The sequence below is a fragment of the Citrobacter sp. LST-B2 genome, assembly GCF_057983045.1.
The window spans coordinates 2,954,784-2,971,718 of record NZ_CP192598.1 but is presented as its reverse complement, the minus strand read 5'-3'; the positions used below and the strand labels follow the sequence as shown (position 1 = coordinate 2,971,718).

Genomic DNA, 16,935 nt, shown 5'->3' with positions numbered 1-16,935 from the left:
TTTTTATGGGTACGATATGGCAACTGCAACCGCTATTAAGGGCCGCAAGGGCGGCAGTTCAAAGACTCGCACGCCAACCGAACAACCCGATGATCTGCAGTCTGTTGCAAAAGCAAAAATCCTGATTGCGTTGGGTGAAGGCGAATTTGCAGGCCAGTTGACCGGGAAAGACATCTACCTTGACGGAACGCCCATTGAAAACTCTGACGGTTCGAAAAACTTCGGTGGAGTGGCCTGGGAATTTCGTCCTGGTACTCAGGCGCAAAAATATATTCAGGGGATACCGGGCACCGAAAATGAAATTAATGTGGGTACGGCGATCTCCAGCAGTACGGCATGGACTCACACCTTTACAAATACCCAGCTTTCAGCCATTCGCCTGCGTCTGAAATGGCCCTCACTTTTCAGGCAGGAAGACGACGGCGACCTGGTCGGATACTCGATTAACTATGCGATCGATCTGCAGACCGACGGTGGCGCATGGCAGACAGTGATCAACACGCGTGTGACCGGGAAAACCACATCAGGCTATGAACGCAGCCATCGCATTGCTCTACCGCAGGCAGGAACGACATGGACAGTGCGACTTCGCAAAATCACCGCTGATGCCAATAGTGCAAAAATTGGTGATGCGATGACGCTTCAAAGCTACACCGAGGTGATCGATGCCAAGTTGCGCTATCCGAACACCGCTTTGCTCTACATTGAATTTGACTCCAGTCAGTTTAATGGCTCCATTCCGCAGATTTCCTGTGAGCCGCGCGGGCGCGTAATTCGTGTTCCGGATAATTACAACCCCGAAACCCGGACCTATGGTGGTACATGGACCGGCGCGTTTAAATGGGCGTGGACAGACAACCCTGCGTGGATTTTTTACGATCTCGTTGTGACGGATCGTTTTGGTCTGGGTAATCGCCTGACGGCAGCAAACATTGATAAATGGACCTTGTACCAGGTGGCGCAGTATTGCGATCAGCCGGTGCCGGACGGAAAGGGTGGCAGTGGTACCGAACCCCGTTATATCTGCAACGTTTACGTGCAGAACCGGAATGAGGCATACACCGTGCTGCGGGATTTCGCAGCCATATTCCGAGGGATGACTTACTGGGGCGGCGATCAGATAGTGGCGTTGGCGGACATGCCCCGCGATATCGATTACACCTATACACGCGCCAACGTCATTGACGGGCAGTTTGTCTATTCAAGCAGCACGACAAAAACCCGCTATACAACTGCGCTGGTCTCCTGGTCCGATCCGGATAATGCTTACGCGGATGCGATGGAGCCGGTGTTCGAGCGGTCTCTTGTTGCCCGGTACGACTTCAATCAACTCGAGCTCACTGCGATCGGCTGCACCCGGCAATCGGAGGCAAACCGTAAGGGGCGCTGGGGGATCCTGACCAATAACAAAGATCGGGTAGTTACTTTCTCTGTTGGTCTGGACGGTAACATCCCGCAACCAGGTTACGTCATTGCGGTCGCTGATGAAATGCTGTCGGGGAAAGTCACCGGCGGTCGTATCAGTTCTGTGAATGGCAGGGTCATCACCCTTGATCGCGTGGCGGATATCACACCCGGTAACCGTCTTATTATGAACCTGCCGTCCGGTGTGTCGCAGGCCAGAACAGTCCAGGCGGTGAACGGCAGGGCCATTACAGTCACGACAGCCTACGGAGAAACACCGCAGGCCGAATGTGTATGGGTTGCTGAATCAGATGAGCTCTATGCGCAGCAGTACCGCGTTGTGAGTGTGGCCGATAATAACGATGGCACATTCACGATTTCCGGGGCTTTTCATGATCCGGATAAATATGCCCGTATTGATACTGGCGCCATCATTGATCAGCGGCCTGTCAGCGTCGTTCCTCCGGGTAATCAGCATGCGCCGGAAAACATCATTATCAGTTCGTTTTCCGTTGTTCAGCAGGGTATCAGCGTCGAGACGATGCGTGCCAGCTGGGACCAGGCGCCCAATGCTATCGCTTATGAAGCGCAGTGGCGCCGCAATGATGGCAACTGGGTAAACGTACCACGCAGCTCCACCACATCTTTCGACATTCCGGGGATTTATGCCGGGCGCTATCTGGTGCGTGTGCGTGCCATTAACGCCGCGGAAATCTCCTCCGGATGGGGTTACTCGGAAGAGAAAACACTGACGGGTAAGGTGGGCAACCCGCCGAAGCCGGTTGGTTTTATGGCAACGGGTATCAACTGGGGTATTCGTCTGAACTGGGGGTTCCCGGCAAACACTGCGGATACGCTGAAAACGGAGATTCAGTATACCGCGAACAGTGATTTTTCGGATCCGTTGCTGCTTTCTGATGTGCCGTATCCTTCGTCGGAATATACACAACTCGGACTGAGAGCCGGGCAGGAATTCTGGTACCGCGCGCAACTGGTGGATAAGACCGGAAACGAATCGGGATATACCGACTGGATCCGCGGCATGTCCAACGATAACGCCGATGACTATCTCGGCGATATTGCGGGTGGTTTCCTGACTTCCGAAGATGGCGATCGCCTGACCGGAGACATTGACACCAGTCTGGAAGCCGCCCTGCAAAATGCTCTGGCGAATCATGCGACCGTTGAGCATCAGTGGGCACAGTTGGGTGAGGTCCGTGCGGATATCCTGATTGTTAAAACAACCATCGCTGATGTTGATAAAGCTATGGCTGAACTGTCCACGCAGGTTCAGGCGCAGATCGAGGATGTGACCGCCACGCTGGAGGACAAACTCACTGCGGTAGTTGATGCGGACGGGGCGACGGCAATTCATACGCTGAAGGCTGGTGTGCGAATCAACGGCGTGATGTACAACGCCGGGATGTCGATTGCTGTGCTGGCGCAGGCTGGTCAGCCTGTGATTACCCGCGTCGGTTTTAACGCCAACCAGTTTGTGCTGATGAGTGGCAGTGGAACGACTCAGTATTCACCATTTGCCGTTGTAAACGGCCAGGTGTTTATCAGTTCGGCGTTTATCCAGGACGGAACGATCACTAATGCCAAAATTGCAAACTATATCCGCTCGAATAATTTCCTCGCCGGAACACGTGGCTGGAATATAGATAAGAGTGGTGACTGTGAATTTCACGGGAAGTTTTATGCTGACAGTGGTCAGTTTGCTTTTAATGGTGTTAATAATACGGTCGTTATTAACGGCAATGGAATTACTGTCAATCTGTCTGGTGGCGGGCGAGTCGTTGTTGGTAAATGGTAGGTGAATTATGCCGGAAGGTATTCTGATTGATTATAACGATGGTCGGCCAGTGATGGCGATTACAGCGGGGCTTCGTGCCCCGTCGTTTTGCACGAACTTTTCGGGACGCGGAACGGCTGGTAATCAAATGACAATAAGCACCCCGCTAACACCAGGGTCACAGGTGATTGTCGTACCAACGAAGCCGGTCGAAGTACAGGATATCGTCGATAACCAGGTATTTCTTCAGATCCCCGTATCGATGGCGTCAGTTGCACGAAATGGAAATAGCGGAGTAATCATCAACGGCGGTCCCCAGTTCGGATACAACCTGACTCCGCGGGACTGGAGCGGTACGATTCTTGAGATATTGCCGGCAGGAACATTTAACACAGGCCTGCTGGTGGCTGACTCAACCGATTTCACCGCTATATCGAACAACGCAAAATTAATGACATGCGCATGGGTTGGGCAGTGGGTTGTGAATGGGTCTCGTGCTCTTCCTGTTAGCGGGATACCCTTCGCCCGCTGGGATAACGGAGGTGTATCAGTAGGATTCGACGGCACCAATATTATCGTGCGGGATACTAATTACACCGGGTCTGATGACGTAACGGGGAGCGTTACATTAGACCTGGTTATATTCAACAATACCGCTCCGGTTGGAGGGGACGGTATCACCATGACCAACGCAGCGGGGCAGGTGACATTTTCCACACTTAAACGACCATTTATTTACGAACGCCTTCTTACCGTGTCCGACAGTAACCAGGCAGTCGGAACCAGCTTTACGCAATTATGTTTTGTCGGGTCAAATAGTCGCAAGATTGGTGACTACGATAATGTGCGCTTTAAGGGCATGATTCGGTCCGGGAATAATATCCGCGCAGGGCTTAGTCGGGTTGTTGGTAATTATTATAACCAGGGGTTTAACAATAATTTTAACCAGAACATCGCAATGCCAATTCTTGTCCTTCCCCCCATGTATTGAGGAAATAATATGTCAGCAGGAACGTTAACCCTGACCAATAACTCAGATTTGGTCTCCGGGGCAGGCACCTCATTTTCCACGGAACTGACCGCCGGTGATTTCGTTGTTGCTACCGTTGGGGGTGTAACTTATACGCTGCCGGTTAAGTCCGTTGAAGGTGATACTGAAATCACCCTCATCAGCAAATATCCCGGACCGACACAACAAGGTTCTGCGTGGAATGCAGTACCACGTGCCACACAGAACCAGGTTACGGCGGCGCTGGTGGTGCAGAGCACCGAGGCATTGCGTGGGCTGAACTACGACAAACAAAACTGGCAGGCTGTATTCAGTGTGGACGGTCATATCACCGTCATGTTACCGGATGGCTCCTCCTTCACTGGCCCCTCGTGGTTAAGTATTGCAAACATTCTGAACACACTGGATGTTGAGTATCTCGATCAACTTGCTGCACAAATCAAACAGGATGCGCAGCAGGTTGAAGCCGATAAAAACACGGTCGTTGACACTGCTCAGCAGGTATCAACTGATGCGCAGACTGCATCCACTGCTGCAACCGGCGCGCAAGGCTCAGCCACTGAGGCTGCCCAGAGCGAAACGAATGCTGAAGGCTATAAGGAGCTGGCTCGAAAATATGCGCTTAATCCGGAGGATAGCCCGGTAACAGGTAACGAATATTCGTCGTTTCACTATTCGGAGAAAGCGAAGAAATCTGCAGCAGAAGCAGCCTCACATAACCCTGCAGAAGCTCTCGTTAAATCGCTGAACCTGTCCGACCTGGCGGACCGTGCCGCCGCCTGGCTTAACGTGCGCCCTCTCGGGTCTACTCCGCTTGCAGGCGACCCCGTAAACCCTTACGACGCAACTACAATGCGTTGGGTTGAGAACTACGTGTCTGGCGGTGGTGGAACAGGGCCGACCATGAACGGGGTACAAAACTTCGGCGTGGGTATGCCGATTTTGTGGACCAGTCGCGCCTTTACTCCGGCGTGGGCGGTGGTGTCGGACGGGCAGATCCTGAACCGTGCCGACTGGCCTGAACTATGGGTGCACGCGCAAATGCACACGCCGATCGACGATGCCGATTGGTTGGCTAACCCTGGGAAGCGAGGCAACTACTCAAACGGCGATGGATCGACTACTTTCAGGGTGCCAGACTTTAACGGTGTACAAAGCGGGTCAATTCCTGGGCTATTTGGTCGGGGCGATCAGGGTGGGTTATTGCCAGCGGGTAACGTTTACGAAAGTGCCGCGCCTAACATATCAGGGCGTATTGGTGCTGTTGATGCAGCCGGGAGGGCGGTAGCATCCAGCGGGACAGGTGCCTTTAGTGTTCGCGAGACTGATCTCACAAACGGATTTGTTACGTCATCGGCTACCGGCACACCAAACCGATACACTTATGTGTATTTTGATGCTAATTCTTATAACCCTGTATATGGGCGTAGCGCTAACCAGGTATGGCCTAACTCTTTTGTCGGTGTCTGGATCATCCGCGCATCCGGCGGGTTTACGGCGGCTAACACGCTATGGACAGTTACTAACGCGGACGCCTCTTTGCCGGGTTCTGGAACATTAGTAAAAGGCGGGGAAGTAAAATCCGTCTATCGCGCCGATGAGAAAACGGTGCACGAAATGGCTATGCAGTCCGGCTATACGGTTGGAAACAACTTAGCCGAAGGCAATATTACACAATCACGGTATGACGCATCCGGAGTTCTTGTTGAGGCGGAATCATATGGATTCAGGTCTAACGGCCTGGGTGGCTCAGTGATAACGCACATACCAGGACAGACAAACAGTTTTGGCAACTGGCAGAAACTTATCTCAACGCAAAGGACATATTTCTTAACTGGCGACACCGATACCCCGACCGGTGGTGTCGTGTTCGGGTTCAGTACCGGGCATGCTATAGCGGCGGCGGGGCAGTACGGACTTCAGGTATGCGGGCGGAATAGCGGTATGTGGTTCCGTTCAGTAGAGGGTGGCAATTTCCAGGGCTGGCAGAAGGTAACATCAGCAGCCGTATGTGATGCCACGCTTAAGGATGAGATCACTGATACAGACGGCACGTTATCGCTGGAAAACATCAAAGCGATGGAGTTAAAAACATTCGTCTATAAGGATGATGATAAGCGACGTGTACGGCGCGGGGTGATTGCCCAGCAGATCCGCAACATTGATCCGTGCTACGTCAAGGAAGTGCACAACGGTGACGAAGTAAACCTGGTGCTGGACAGCAACCCGTTATTGCTGGATGCCATTTCCGCCGTTAAGGTTCTGGCGCGGCAGGTGGAAGAGTTGCAGGCTGAAATAAAGGCGCTGAAAGGCGAGTAAAAGAAGGGGGCCAGTAGGCCCCTTTTTTTGGGTTCAGTCTCTGAACAGTGATCTATGAGTTTAAAGATCAGCAAGATACTCAGCGTTAAATATTGATAGTTTCCGCCTGTATTAAACTGTGTCGAACCGGGCATGATAGTCCATTTCGGCATACTAAAACCTGTAATGTTTGCGTATCCGAAGGCTGGTAATCATTATAAAAATTTAGCTCAATTTAGGTAACTAGTGGATATCGTCTATCAGTCTGTAGTAAACAATATAGAAGGATTTTCTTGCGTAAAATGAGGGGAGAGGGATTTGCTTACGTTTTATGAGATTGCATCAATCAACCATAGATTACTGGATATCAGTGATACATGGGCCGATTTGTGGGTGTGCCTTCACTATTTACCAGTTGGTATCGGAAGGGTAAGAATGCTTCGCTATACTAACTTGGTTGGTAGTAATTTGACCTTTGAGCAAAGAGGAAGATTGAAGGAAATAAATATAATAGCTCCTTCGCCGGTTCGAAACATAATTTTACTCAGAAGGGAAATTTATCCTGATGATGTTTATGTTTTCCAGAGTCATTCTAATCGAGTTAAAGCAGAGGAAAAACCCGTGACAGTTGTTGCATTTAACCGGGCGCTTAAGCTCGCCTCTTCGGGGGTTACGACAAAGAATGTCACCAGTAAATGCGCCTGAAAAAAGTTGCCGTTGTTCGTCGTATGCAGGAACGGACGGCGGCTGGCGATCGTTCGATAGTGCGAGTATTGAATGATTGCCAGCCGGTGCGGATTCTACATATGCAATATGACAAAACAATGCTCTTATTCTGACACCAGCCACATATCAGATTCTTCAAACATTTCCTCAAGCATGCGGTTCAGCCGTTCTTTCTCAGTTTTGGTGCAGTCGCTGTTTAAGGCGTTAGCCTGCATTGGCTTTACCCTCACCTCAGCATCGGGAAAAATCCGGTGCACCCGCTTCGTCAATTCGGCCAGAATGATGTTACTTGCACCTGGCAACCCGGCAACGTTTCTCTTGTCATAAACCAGCTCAACAAACATTTTTATCTTCTCCCTTTACTGGTTGGATATACAGTATTTATACTGTGTTTTTATACAGTGTCAATAGTAGATAGAGGTAACTATGGGCTTCCCTTCTCCGGCAGCGGACTACGTTGAGCGGCACATATCGCTAGACGAGAAATTTATTGAGCATCCATCAGCCACATACTTCATGAGAGCAGGGCAGACATACTGGAGAGAAGGCATCATGAATGGTGCCTTGTTAGTGGTAGATAGCTCCCTGATACCTTGCGATGGCTCTCTGCTCATCTGTAGGTTAGATGGTGAGCTAAAGATAAAACGCTTCCGCGTGCACCCAAGACCTCACCTGGTGAATCTGGAGAACGGTAAGCGCGAAGAGATACCAGACTCAACGGGTGACTACAATGTGACTTCGCCAGTATTTGGGGTGATCACTTACATCATCAATGATGCACGATCGGGAGAGTTTGATAGCTGCCCTGTCATCTAATATGACGGTGGTTTCACCCCCATTTCACCCCAGTTTCACCCCGTACAAATTTCAGGCATAAAAAAACCAGCCGTAAAAGGCTGGTTCTTAAGGAGTATTTTGGTCGGCACGAGAGGATTTGAACCTCCGACCCCCGACACCCCATGTCGGAGTGCTACTGTCTTGAAGACTGCTATGTGCCATGAGCGGACATTCATATCTTAGTATTGAGAGCCTTAAACAGCTTTGCTAATGAGGACAAGCGATCTGTGCCCAACACACAATGCGACTTCCATACCTCGTTCAGCTCTGAAACTCACCAAAGCCAACGTCTCCTAGGTTCTTGCCAGGCCCCCTGCCACAGGTCAAAACGTGTGAGTGGTTCAAGTTTTTTTAGAATAGCAGCTTCACCCACTGATGAGAGACTTCGCTCCGAAATGGAAATACCGGAAAGGCCTTCAGCGACCGGAAATATTTCACATTCTGACGTCAGCGATCCCAATGCTTTTTCTATCTTGCTACGTTCTGCTTTGATAATTAACTGAAGCCCCATCAGCTTTTAAACTCCACAATGGCTACTTGCTCAAGCGCTTGCCTGACCTGGGCCTGAACCTGATCAGGGATGGATTGCCCTCTGATGTCATAGACGACCCGGCAAGTGTGAATGTGCGGTGGAAGCTGCGATAGTCCCCAGCCTATTCTGGCAATATTGTATGCAATACTGAGTCTTATCGATTCCGGTGATGCCAGGCTGTGGTTGGCCACAAGGAGAAACTCGCCGCGGTCTTCATTTATAAACTCCGGGGTAAACATTATTCCTCCCTTCCATTATCTTCGCCAATTTCTGGCAATTGAATGCTTTTTCATCAATGCCTTATCTTAGCAGGAATCCTGTTCGAGTCACGATGTCCGCTTGGCGTTCAGAACGGATCTTAAACGTCGTTATCCGTCAGCTCTTCGCTCATAGCAGACCTCGCCACGTTCGGGCGGTCCGCTACGTGCCAGGAATGGACTCAATGTAATGCTATCCATTAAATCCTTATTCGATGCGTTCCACATTTGGATGACGCTCGGTTGCGGCTTCGTGGAAAATGTCACCCAGCCAGCCGGCAATCTCGCTTTCTGTCATATCGTCTGGAATAGCGATGTCATAGAGTCGAGAAAACTTTCTCTCCGTCAGGTCGGCACGAAATACCAGCCACCGCTCATTCTTACGTTGAACGCCAATATGCCGCCCAAAAACGTTATATATCAGCATATGTAATCTCCGATCATGCTAATGAGTCCCTGAATCTATGATATATACGTCAGGGCAGGCGAGCGAGTAAATCGTACATATATGAAGAGCCAGCGTCCGCTCCTCGCTCACAGCAGACATTTATCCCTCGAGAAATTCAGAAGGTTCATTGATGATGATTGTCCGGTGATCTGACATCCATTTACATCAGGAAAGTTCTCTAGTCATATCTTAATACTTTAAAAAAATGATGAGAAAATGACATAGATGATTAACGTAACTCCCTGAAAAAAAAGAGTACAAACAGTAAACAATTTTCTCGATTTTAGAGGTAAGTTTATGAGTTATATATAGATCAGGACGGTCTCGAAAACCGGAGTAGGGGCAACTCTACCGGGGGTTCAAATCCCCCTCTCTCCGCCACTATTCAAGCACTTACCCTTCCTGTTGTCAGTGACACACGTCCCGTTGAGAAAAACGAACAGAGATATAACGCCGAAGTTCCCTTCAGCGCCATTATGTTCGTCACATTTTCAATGACTATCACGAACAGCCAGGAAGCCTGGAATCACAGATTGCCGGTTCCACCATCTACCAGTAGTTCCGTACCTACGGTATAACCCGACTCATCAGATGCCAGATAGAGCGCGGCCTTCGCCAGTTCCGTTGGCGTACCCATGCGTCCCAGAGGCACCAGGCTGGCAATGTCACTTTGCAGCGTGCGCTGCGCTTCTTCACTAAGTCCCAGCTTATTGAGCGCGGGTGTGGCAACCGGGCCTGGACTTAAGCCATTAACGCGTATTCCTCGGGGTAAGAGTTCTGCCGATAGTGTGCGTGCGAGCGATAATAATCCGGCCTTACTGGCGGCATAAACGCTGCTGGTTGGCAGACCAATATGCGCGCTGACCGAGCCGCAAAGGATCACGGAAGAGGGATTACTCAGAAGTGGCAGCAGTGCCTGCAGCAAAAAGAAAGGCCCCTTTAGATTGATTTGCATCAGGCGGTCCCACTTTGCCTCATCCCACTCTTCGATCAGTCCGTGCGTGACGTCACCCGCATTGACGAAAACGGCATCCAGCCCCGGCCAACGCGAAGCGAGGGTTTCTGCCAGCCCTTTTTGTGCCTGAATATCCCCGGCATCGGTGGCAATCACCCATGCGCTGTCACCCAGAATGCGTTGGGCCTGAGCGAGCGTGCCGGGATTGCGTCCTGTGACAGCGACATGCGCGCCTTCGGCAATAAACTCCTGCGCAGTTGCCAGACCAATACCACTGGTCCCGCCTGTAATGAGCGTATATTTACCTGTTAAGCGACCCATTTTACTTCTCCTGAATTGTCTCTGGAGAATGCAATATAGAAACGTTAGTATCTAAAGGAAACCAGGTACCAAATGGATACTAAAGAGGCAAGAGGTGTGCTATGGCGGAATCAGCCGACGGTGTAACGGAGAAAAATTTTCAGCATCAACCCTGTCCGATGACTCGCTTCGTCAGTCTGGTCTCCGGGAAGTGGGCAATACCGATTTTGTACCGTCTGATCGTACTGAATGCCCCGGTGCGTTTCGGCGAGTTATTGCGGGCTGCAGCCCCCATTACGCAAAAAGAACTGACAAAACAGCTGCGTTTATTTGAGTTACGCGGACTGGTGTCACGTACAGTTTATCCGGAAATTCCACCGCGCGTTGAGTATCAGATAACGCCATTGGGATTGACCATGCATAGCGCGCTGGCGCCTCTGGCTGACTGGATGCGGGAAAATGGCGACAAGCTCAATACTGAGTGACATTTCAGGCACAAAAAAGCCCGCCGGAAGCGGGCCTGGAATTATTCTGGCGATTAGAACTGATACACTAAGCCCACAGCAACGATGTCATCGGTCGCGATGCCATTGTCTGCATAGAAGTGGTCATCGTTATCCAGCAGGTTGATTTTGTAATCAACGTAGGTGGACATGTTTTTGTTGAAGTAGTAAGTCATACCTACATCAACATATTTCACCAGATCTTTGTCGGTGTAGCGTGGGTTACCATCACCATCATGATCCTGACCACCCAGTTCCTTCCCTTTAGATACCAGGTAGGCGATAGAAGGGCGCAGACCGAAATCGAACTGGTACTGTGCAACCGCTTCAAAGTTTTTGGTCTGGTTGGCAATACCGCCATTGGTTTCACCTTTACCGCCGCCGTAATAGGTCATGTTGCGGGTTTCGGCATACATCGTGGCCAGATAGATATTGTTCGCGTCATATTTCGCGCCAATGGTCCAGGCTTCAGCTGTTTCACCACCGGCGTAGTTGTTGGCACGAGAACGATCGCCATATCCGCGAGAAACCTGATCATCCGTGCGGTCAGATGAAGAATAGGCAGCACCCAGGCTTAAACCGAAGTCAAAGTCATAAGAGGTGGACATACCGAAACCGTCGCCGTTTTCCTGGGCCAGTTTACGATTTGTGCTATTGCCCGAGCCTTCCTGGCCAAAACTTGCGCCTTCATTGTTGCCCTGATACTGCAGCGCGAAGTTCAGGCCATCAACCTGACCAAAAAAGCCTTTGTTACGGTAGGTGGCTACGCCGTTAGTACGACCCAGCATATAGACGTCGGTCTGGGTGTAGGAGTCACCACCAAATTCCGGCAGCATATCGGTCCACGCTTCGACGTCATAAACCACGCCGTAGTTACGACCATAGTCGAAGGTACCATTCTGACCGAAACCTAAACCCGCGAAGCCCAGACGCGTTGCGGAATCGCCTTTGTCACCTTCGGTACCGCTTGCGTTAATGTTATATTCCCACTGACCGTAACCAGTCAGTTGATCCATGATCTGGGTTTCACCCTTGAAGCCCAGACGCACATAGGACATGTCGCCATCACTGTCAGTGTTGTCTGAGAAGTAGTGCAGTCCATCCACTTTCCCATAGAGGTCCAGTTTATTGCCGTCTTTATTATAGACTTCAGCAGAATGGGCTGCGCCAGCAATCAATAATGCTGGAACGAGCATTGCCAATACTTTTCTTTTCATTATGTATTCCCTTATGATAATAATCTTCATGAATAAGTGCTGCTTTCCAGAAGAGCACGTCTGGATACTATTCCAGGAGTTCATTTTATTTTAAAAATAACATGTAACAATTGTATTTTAAATATTTCTAAATGTTTCAATGTGGGTATTTATAATTCATATTGTATGATAAATATAAAACAAATTCATGATCTTTATGGTTTAATATCAAGTATTTATGCTTTTTTGTTTTGATATTGATGACTTGGATGTTTTCCAGATGACAATCGTACCCATTTGCCGAATGTGATAATTAAAAAAAACCGGCATAAATGCCGGTTATAAAAAAATGATTAAATGATAAAAAGGCTAATAACACGTTTATAGTGCCATGATTAATATAAAACAAAAACCAGATTGATGGGTTGGCGTTTTATTTGTTTATGATATGAGTAAATAAACAGGAGTCTGGATATTTTTGAAAATAAATGGAAATAACAGAGTGTTTTGTGACATAACTAAAATTGCCCTGGATCAATACATCTGCAAAATCAATGATTCGTGACTATATTGTGACGCACAGAACAGAAAAATGTGACTATAATCACAAAAAAAGAGCAAAAAAATCTCTCGAGTTACGTCACAAAAATGGAGTTTCCTTTGAGCAGTATGGAAGAAAGAGCAACGCGGAGTCTGGGCGGTAAACTGGCATTGTGGGTGTTTTACGCTTTCTGCGTCTATTTTGTCTGGGCCATGCTTCGTTATGCCTGGGTGATCAGCCACATCCAGTCAATTCCGGTTGCCGGATTTGAAAGTTCGCTTGGTTCAACCAGCGGAAAATGGATGGGGGCTTTGCTGGGGTTTCTGGTACTTGGGCTGGTGGGGCTGATTCTTGGCGGCATCGCCTGGTATACGCGCCCGCGTCGTCAGCCAACGTGAAGCTGCCGGAGAAACTTGCTACTGTAGCCTTTCTTAACGTACGGGAGGCACTGTGGATCTTCAGCACTGGCAATCACAATTTGAAGCATGGCTATGCCATCATCACACCCGGCAGGACGCCGCGCATGATATTTTTCACTTCCGCCGCGTCTGGGCGACATCCCGACAGTTGATGGAGGGACAGACGGTCGATGAGCTGGTTGTGCTGACCGCGTGTTATTTTCATGACATTGTCAGCCTTGCCAAAAATCATCCGGATCGTCATCGCTCGTCGGTCCTGGCGGCGGCAGAAACCCGCCGTCTCCTCATCCGTGATTTTCCTGCTTTCCCCGAGTCGCAACTGGCGTCGGTTTGCCATGCGATTGAAGCCCACAGTTTTAGCGCAAATATTGCCCCCCTCACGTTGGAAGCGAAAATTGTTCAGGATGCCGACAGACTTGAAGCGCTGGGCGCGATTGGGCTGGCGCGTGTTTTTGCGGTTTCCGGCGCGTTAGGCGTGGCGCTTTTTGATGGCGAAGACCCCTTCGCCGAGCGGCGAGCGCTCAACGATAAACAGTTTGCCCTTGATCACTTCCAGACCAAATTACTGGCGTTGCCCGACACCATGCAAACCGAGCGTGGCCGGGAACTCGCCCGGCATAATGCCGGCTTCCTGGTGAACTACATGGCAAAACTGAGCGCGGAGCTAAAAGGGGAATACGAATCTGTCGATCCGGCGGTGATCCGCACGTTTAGTCCCAGCCACTCGTGAGGCCAATTTTATGTTAACCTGACGCCACTCTTTTTTGGTCGGTTAACGATATGCAGCAAAATCTTTCAGTAACAGGTTCGCTGGTTCCCGCAACAGACAGCAATGCAGACGTTGCGCAGGCGTTATTGGCGAAATTGTTGGAAATTTATGATGTTAAAACGCTGGTGGCTCATCTGAATGGAATCGGCGAGAACCACTGGAGTCCGGCCATTTTAAAGCGCGTGGTGGCGAATGCCTCCGCCTGGCACCGATTAAGCGAACGAGAGTCGGGGTTTTTGCGTACCCTGTTGCCCACGCCGCCAGCGCACCATCCGCACTATGCCTTCCGCTTTATCGATCTCTTTGCCGGTATTGGCGGTATTCGTCGCGGATTTGAGGCGATAGGCGGCCAGTGCGTGTTTACCAGCGAGTGGAACAAACATGCGGTGCGTACCTATAAAGCTAACTATTACTGCGACCCGGCCAGCCACCACTTTAATGAAGACATTCGCGACATCACGCTCAGCCATCGCGAAGGTGTCAGCGACAGTCAGGCGGCGGACCATATTCGTCAGCATGTGCCGCAACATGATGTCCTGCTGGCAGGCTTTCCGTGCCAGCCGTTTTCCCTTGCCGGGGTGTCGAAGAAAAATGCGCTGGGACGCGCCCACGGTTTTGCCTGCGATACTCAGGGAACTCTGTTCTTTGACGTTGTGCGAATCATCGATGCCCGCCGTCCACCGATTTTTGTTCTGGAAAACGTGAAAAACCTGAAGAGCCACGATCAGGGCAAAACGTTCCGCATTATTATGCAGACGCTGGACGCTCTGGGTTACGACGTTGCCGATGCAGAGGATAATGGCCCGGACGATCCGAAAATTATCGACGGCAAACATTTTTTGCCGCAGCACCGGGAACGCATCGTGCTGGTCGGGTTTCGTCGCGATCTGAACCTGAAGCGCGACTTTACCCTGCGTAACATCAGCACACGTTACCCGCCGCGGCGGACGACGCTGGCGGAATTACTGGAACCAGTGGTTGAAGCCAAATATGTGTTGACGCCTGTACTGTGGAAATATCTCTACCGCTACGCGAAAAAACATCAGGCGAAAGGTAACGGTTTTGGCTACGGCATGGTCGATCCCGCGAATCCGAATAGCGTGACGCGAACGCTTTCCGCGCGCTATTACAAAGATGGTGCTGAAATTCTGATCGACCGCGGTTGGGATTTCGCCACCGGGGAAGTGAATTTCGACGATCCGCAAAATCAACAGCATCGTCCACGTCGCCTGACGCCGAGAGAGTGCGCACGACTAATGGGCTTCGAGTCGCCGCAGGGATACCAGTTCCGTATCCCTGTTTCTGACACCCAGGCCTATCGCCAGTTTGGAAACTCGGTGGTCGTGCCCGCGTTCGCCGCCGTGGCGAAATTGCTGGAAGAGAACATTAATGCGGCGGTCGCGTTACGGCAGCAAGAGAGCGCTCATGGCGGACGTTCACGATAAGGCAACGCGCAGTAAAAACATGCGGGCCATTGCAACCCGCGATACGGCTATCGAAAAACGACTGGCGGGGCTGCTGACGGAGCAGGGGCTCGACTATCGCGTTCAGGATGCTTCACTACCCGGTCGTCCTGATTTTGTGGTGGATGAGTATCGCTGTGTCATTTTTACCCACGGCTGTTTCTGGCACCACCATCACTGTTATCTGTTCAAAGTGCCCGCGACGCGCACCGATTTCTGGCTGGATAAGATTGGTAAAAACGTGGCGCGCGATCGCCGCGATATCCAGCATTTACAGGAACTGGGCTGGCGGGTGCTGATCGTCTGGGAATGTGCGCTACGCGGACGGGAAAAGCTTAGCGACGCTGCGCTGTCAGAACGTCTTGAAGAGTGGATCTGTGGCGGCGGCGCGCCCGCGCAGATCGACACTCAGGGGATGCATTTACTGTAACGTTTTTTTGTTTTCCATCGCGTCAGGCATCGGTTTGGCCGGGAAAAGGTATTTCCCCAACGTGACCAGAACGACCGCAAAGACAATGACCCCCAGCGCCAGCCATTCAATCGGCGCCAGACGTTCACCTCCCAGTCCCGTCCCCAGTAACACCGCAACGACCGGATTCACATAGGCATAACTGGTTGCCAGCGCGGGGCTGACGTTACGGATCAAATACATATAGGCATTGATGGCAATGATGGAACCAAACAACGCCAGGTAGCCGACCGCCAGCAAGCCTGACAGCGACGGCAGCGCGGTCAGTTTTTCACCGCTGAGCAGTGAGGCACACATCAGTACGATCCCGGCGGCGAGCATCTCTATTGCGCCGGCCATCATCCCCACCGGTAGCGTAATACGCGAACCGTAGACGGAGCCAAACGCCCAACTGATCGAACCGATCAGAATTAATATCGCCCCCCACGGATTGCCGCTCAGATTACCACCGCTGTTGAGCATCACGATCCCCGCCAGCCCAATCGCAATCCCCAGCCATTCGAGCCTGCGGGTTTTAATGCCAAAGAAATGGCTAAAGCACAGAGTGAATAGCGGCACCGTCGCCACCACGACCGCCGCGATCCCGGAAGGGACGTTTTGATGCTCCGCCACGGTAACCAGACCGTTGCCGACGGCCAGCAGTAAAATACCAATCAGCGCCGCGTTAAGCAGAGGACGAAGCGGCGGCAGTTTATGGCCGCGCAGTAGTAAAAAGGCGGTTAACAGTCCCCCGGCGGCGAGAAAGCGCACGCCAGCCATCATCAGCGGCGGCCAACTTTCCACACCGATACGGATGACGAAATAGGTGGAACCCCAGATGATATACAGCGCGAACAGCGCGCTGAAAAGCGGTAACAACTGCCTGAAACGCATAATCCCTCACGTGAAAAACGCTAACAAGCGACATAGTAAACGCGAAAACTATCAGGCTGGCGAGTGATATAATTCATGTGTCTTGTTAAAAAAATGTTGACGAATAACACCAGTTTCGGCCTCGCGTGTTTTACTCCATAC

16 protein-coding genes, 1 tRNA gene and 1 pseudogene are annotated in these 16,935 nt (G+C 50.9%); 10 read left to right on the top strand and 8 right to left on the bottom strand.

The window, feature by feature from the left end:
* The first annotated feature begins 16 nt into the window (after nt 1–16).
* From ACQ0PY_RS14335 to ACQ0PY_RS14320, 4 genes and pseudogenes are all read left to right on the top strand, one after another.
* Entirely contained in the window at nt 17–3,220 is a 3,204-nt protein-coding gene (locus tag ACQ0PY_RS14335; RefSeq protein WP_434158617.1) for a TipJ family phage tail tip protein, read from the top strand.
* 7 nt (nt 3,221–3,227) lie between these two features.
* A complete protein-coding gene (locus ACQ0PY_RS14330) occupies nt 3,228–4,190 on the top strand; it encodes a DUF6453 family protein (protein WP_434158618.1) in 963 nt (320 codons plus the stop codon).
* 9 nt (nt 4,191–4,199) lie between these two features.
* A pseudogene (locus tag ACQ0PY_RS14325) lies at nt 4,200–4,607 on the top strand (phage tail fiber protein); the annotation flags it as partial.
* 453 nt (nt 4,608–5,060) lie between these two features.
* Nucleotides 5,061–6,527: a tail fiber domain-containing protein gene (locus ACQ0PY_RS14320; RefSeq protein WP_446894206.1), complete on the top strand. Its 1,467-nt coding sequence runs from the start codon at nt 5,061–5,063 to the stop codon at nt 6,525–6,527.
* A gap of 809 nt (nt 6,528–7,336) precedes the next feature.
* Here the strand turns inward: ACQ0PY_RS14320 and ACQ0PY_RS14315 are convergent.
* Nucleotides 7,337–7,576 (bottom strand): DinI family protein, encoded by a 240-nt coding sequence (locus tag ACQ0PY_RS14315; RefSeq protein WP_104446768.1) that lies wholly within the window; start codon nt 7,574–7,576, stop codon nt 7,337–7,339.
* Between the two features lie 82 nt (nt 7,577–7,658).
* Between ACQ0PY_RS14315 and ACQ0PY_RS14310 the strand changes: the two genes are divergently transcribed.
* Complete coding sequence (locus ACQ0PY_RS14310) at nt 7,659–8,048, top strand: HumD family translesion DNA polymerase (RefSeq protein ID WP_230324067.1); 390 nt, start codon at nt 7,659–7,661, stop codon at nt 8,046–8,048.
* A gap of 100 nt (nt 8,049–8,148) precedes the next feature.
* Here the strand turns inward: ACQ0PY_RS14310 and ACQ0PY_RS14305 are convergent.
* The 5 genes from ACQ0PY_RS14305 to ACQ0PY_RS14285 all read right to left on the bottom strand — a co-directional run bounded on the left by ACQ0PY_RS14305 (nt 8,149) and on the right by ACQ0PY_RS14285 (nt 10,582).
* A tRNA-Pro gene (locus tag ACQ0PY_RS14305) sits at nt 8,149–8,230 on the bottom strand.
* 113 nt (nt 8,231–8,343) lie between these two features.
* A complete protein-coding gene (locus ACQ0PY_RS14300; RefSeq protein WP_072057683.1) occupies nt 8,344–8,580 on the bottom strand; it encodes a hypothetical protein in 237 nt (78 codons plus the stop codon).
* Nucleotides 8,580–8,840, bottom strand: coding sequence for a hypothetical protein (locus tag ACQ0PY_RS14295; RefSeq protein WP_047074799.1), 261 nt, complete (start codon nt 8,838–8,840; stop codon nt 8,580–8,582). Before ACQ0PY_RS14295 ends, ACQ0PY_RS14300 begins: the two co-directional genes overlap by 1 nt.
* Nucleotides 8,841–9,066: 226 nt before the next feature.
* Nucleotides 9,067–9,285: a DUF7661 family protein gene (locus tag ACQ0PY_RS14290; RefSeq protein ID WP_086512949.1), complete on the bottom strand. Its 219-nt coding sequence runs from the start codon at nt 9,283–9,285 to the stop codon at nt 9,067–9,069.
* 547 nt (nt 9,286–9,832) lie between these two features.
* Nucleotides 9,833–10,582 carry an SDR family oxidoreductase gene (locus ACQ0PY_RS14285; RefSeq protein ID WP_109740346.1) on the bottom strand — a complete coding sequence of 250 codons (750 nt, stop codon included), beginning with the start codon at nt 10,580–10,582 and terminating at the stop codon, nt 9,833–9,835.
* A 101-nt stretch (nt 10,583–10,683) separates the two neighbouring features.
* On the opposite strand from ACQ0PY_RS14285, the gene ACQ0PY_RS14280 reads away from it, so the two are divergent.
* Nucleotides 10,684–11,046 (top strand): winged helix-turn-helix transcriptional regulator, encoded by a 363-nt coding sequence (locus ACQ0PY_RS14280; protein WP_109740345.1) that lies wholly within the window; start codon nt 10,684–10,686, stop codon nt 11,044–11,046.
* A gap of 53 nt (nt 11,047–11,099) precedes the next feature.
* On the opposite strand, the gene ompC is transcribed toward ACQ0PY_RS14280, so the two are convergent.
* Nucleotides 11,100–12,281, bottom strand: a complete 1,182-nt coding sequence (gene ompC, locus ACQ0PY_RS14275; protein WP_044257584.1) for a porin OmpC — start codon at nt 12,279–12,281, stop codon at nt 11,100–11,102.
* 648 nt (nt 12,282–12,929) lie between these two features.
* On the opposite strand from ompC, the gene drpB reads away from it, so the two are divergent.
* From drpB to ACQ0PY_RS14255, 4 genes are read left to right on the top strand one after another with little or no spacing between them, the layout of a single operon-like run.
* Nucleotides 12,930–13,199, top strand: a complete 270-nt coding sequence (drpB, locus tag ACQ0PY_RS14270; RefSeq protein WP_072200637.1) for a cell division protein DrpB — start codon at nt 12,930–12,932, stop codon at nt 13,197–13,199.
* Nucleotides 13,200–13,251: 52 nt separating this feature from the next.
* Nucleotides 13,252–13,950: a phosphohydrolase gene (locus ACQ0PY_RS14265; RefSeq protein ID WP_043000273.1), complete on the top strand. Its 699-nt coding sequence runs from the start codon at nt 13,252–13,254 to the stop codon at nt 13,948–13,950.
* Nucleotides 13,951–14,000: 50 nt separating this feature from the next.
* The gene (locus ACQ0PY_RS14260) at nt 14,001–15,434 is read left to right on the top strand and encodes a DNA cytosine methyltransferase (RefSeq protein ID WP_044266920.1); all 1,434 of its coding nucleotides are present in this window, start codon (nt 14,001–14,003) and stop codon (nt 15,432–15,434) included.
* Nucleotides 15,415–15,882: a very short patch repair endonuclease gene (locus ACQ0PY_RS14255; RefSeq protein WP_044257588.1), complete on the top strand. Its 468-nt coding sequence runs from the start codon at nt 15,415–15,417 to the stop codon at nt 15,880–15,882. Before ACQ0PY_RS14260 ends, ACQ0PY_RS14255 begins: the two co-directional genes overlap by 20 nt.
* On the opposite strand, the gene yedA is transcribed toward ACQ0PY_RS14255, so the two are convergent.
* On the bottom strand, nt 15,874–16,794 hold the full coding sequence (gene yedA / locus ACQ0PY_RS14250; RefSeq protein ID WP_109740344.1) for a drug/metabolite exporter YedA: 921 nt from the start codon (nt 16,792–16,794) through the stop codon (nt 15,874–15,876). The two genes, ACQ0PY_RS14255 and yedA, sit on opposite strands and share 9 nt — an antisense overlap.
* Nucleotides 16,795–16,935 lie beyond the last annotated feature (141 nt).

Excerpts from the sequence above, each read along its gene's own strand:
- ACQ0PY_RS14335 (WP_434158617.1), top strand. The coding sequence starts at position 17 with ATGGCAACTGCAACCGCTATTAAGGGCCGCAAGGGCGGCAGTTCAAAG.
- ACQ0PY_RS14330 (WP_434158618.1), top strand. The coding sequence starts at position 3,228 with ATGCCGGAAGGTATTCTGATTGATTATAACGATGGTCGGCCAGTGATG.
- ACQ0PY_RS14320 (WP_446894206.1), top strand. The coding sequence starts at position 5,061 with ATGCGTTGGGTTGAGAACTACGTGTCTGGCGGTGGTGGAACAGGGCCG.
- ACQ0PY_RS14315 (WP_104446768.1), bottom strand. The coding sequence starts at position 7,576 with ATGTTTGTTGAGCTGGTTTATGACAAGAGAAACGTTGCCGGGTTGCCA.
- ACQ0PY_RS14310 (WP_230324067.1), top strand. The coding sequence starts at position 7,659 with ATGGGCTTCCCTTCTCCGGCAGCGGACTACGTTGAGCGGCACATATCG.
- ACQ0PY_RS14300 (WP_072057683.1), bottom strand. The coding sequence starts at position 8,580 with ATGGGGCTTCAGTTAATTATCAAAGCAGAACGTAGCAAGATAGAAAAA.
- ACQ0PY_RS14295 (WP_047074799.1), bottom strand. The coding sequence starts at position 8,840 with ATGTTTACCCCGGAGTTTATAAATGAAGACCGCGGCGAGTTTCTCCTT.
- ACQ0PY_RS14290 (WP_086512949.1), bottom strand. The coding sequence starts at position 9,285 with ATGCTGATATATAACGTTTTTGGGCGGCATATTGGCGTTCAACGTAAG.
- ACQ0PY_RS14285 (WP_109740346.1), bottom strand. The coding sequence starts at position 10,582 with ATGGGTCGCTTAACAGGTAAATATACGCTCATTACAGGCGGGACCAGT.
- ACQ0PY_RS14280 (WP_109740345.1), top strand. The coding sequence starts at position 10,684 with ATGGCGGAATCAGCCGACGGTGTAACGGAGAAAAATTTTCAGCATCAA.
- ompC (WP_044257584.1), bottom strand. The coding sequence starts at position 12,281 with ATGAAAAGAAAAGTATTGGCAATGCTCGTTCCAGCATTATTGATTGCT.
- drpB (WP_072200637.1), top strand. The coding sequence starts at position 12,930 with ATGGAAGAAAGAGCAACGCGGAGTCTGGGCGGTAAACTGGCATTGTGG.
- ACQ0PY_RS14260 (WP_044266920.1), top strand. The coding sequence starts at position 14,001 with ATGCAGCAAAATCTTTCAGTAACAGGTTCGCTGGTTCCCGCAACAGAC.
- ACQ0PY_RS14255 (WP_044257588.1), top strand. The coding sequence starts at position 15,415 with ATGGCGGACGTTCACGATAAGGCAACGCGCAGTAAAAACATGCGGGCC.
- yedA (WP_109740344.1), bottom strand. The coding sequence starts at position 16,794 with ATGCGTTTCAGGCAGTTGTTACCGCTTTTCAGCGCGCTGTTCGCGCTG.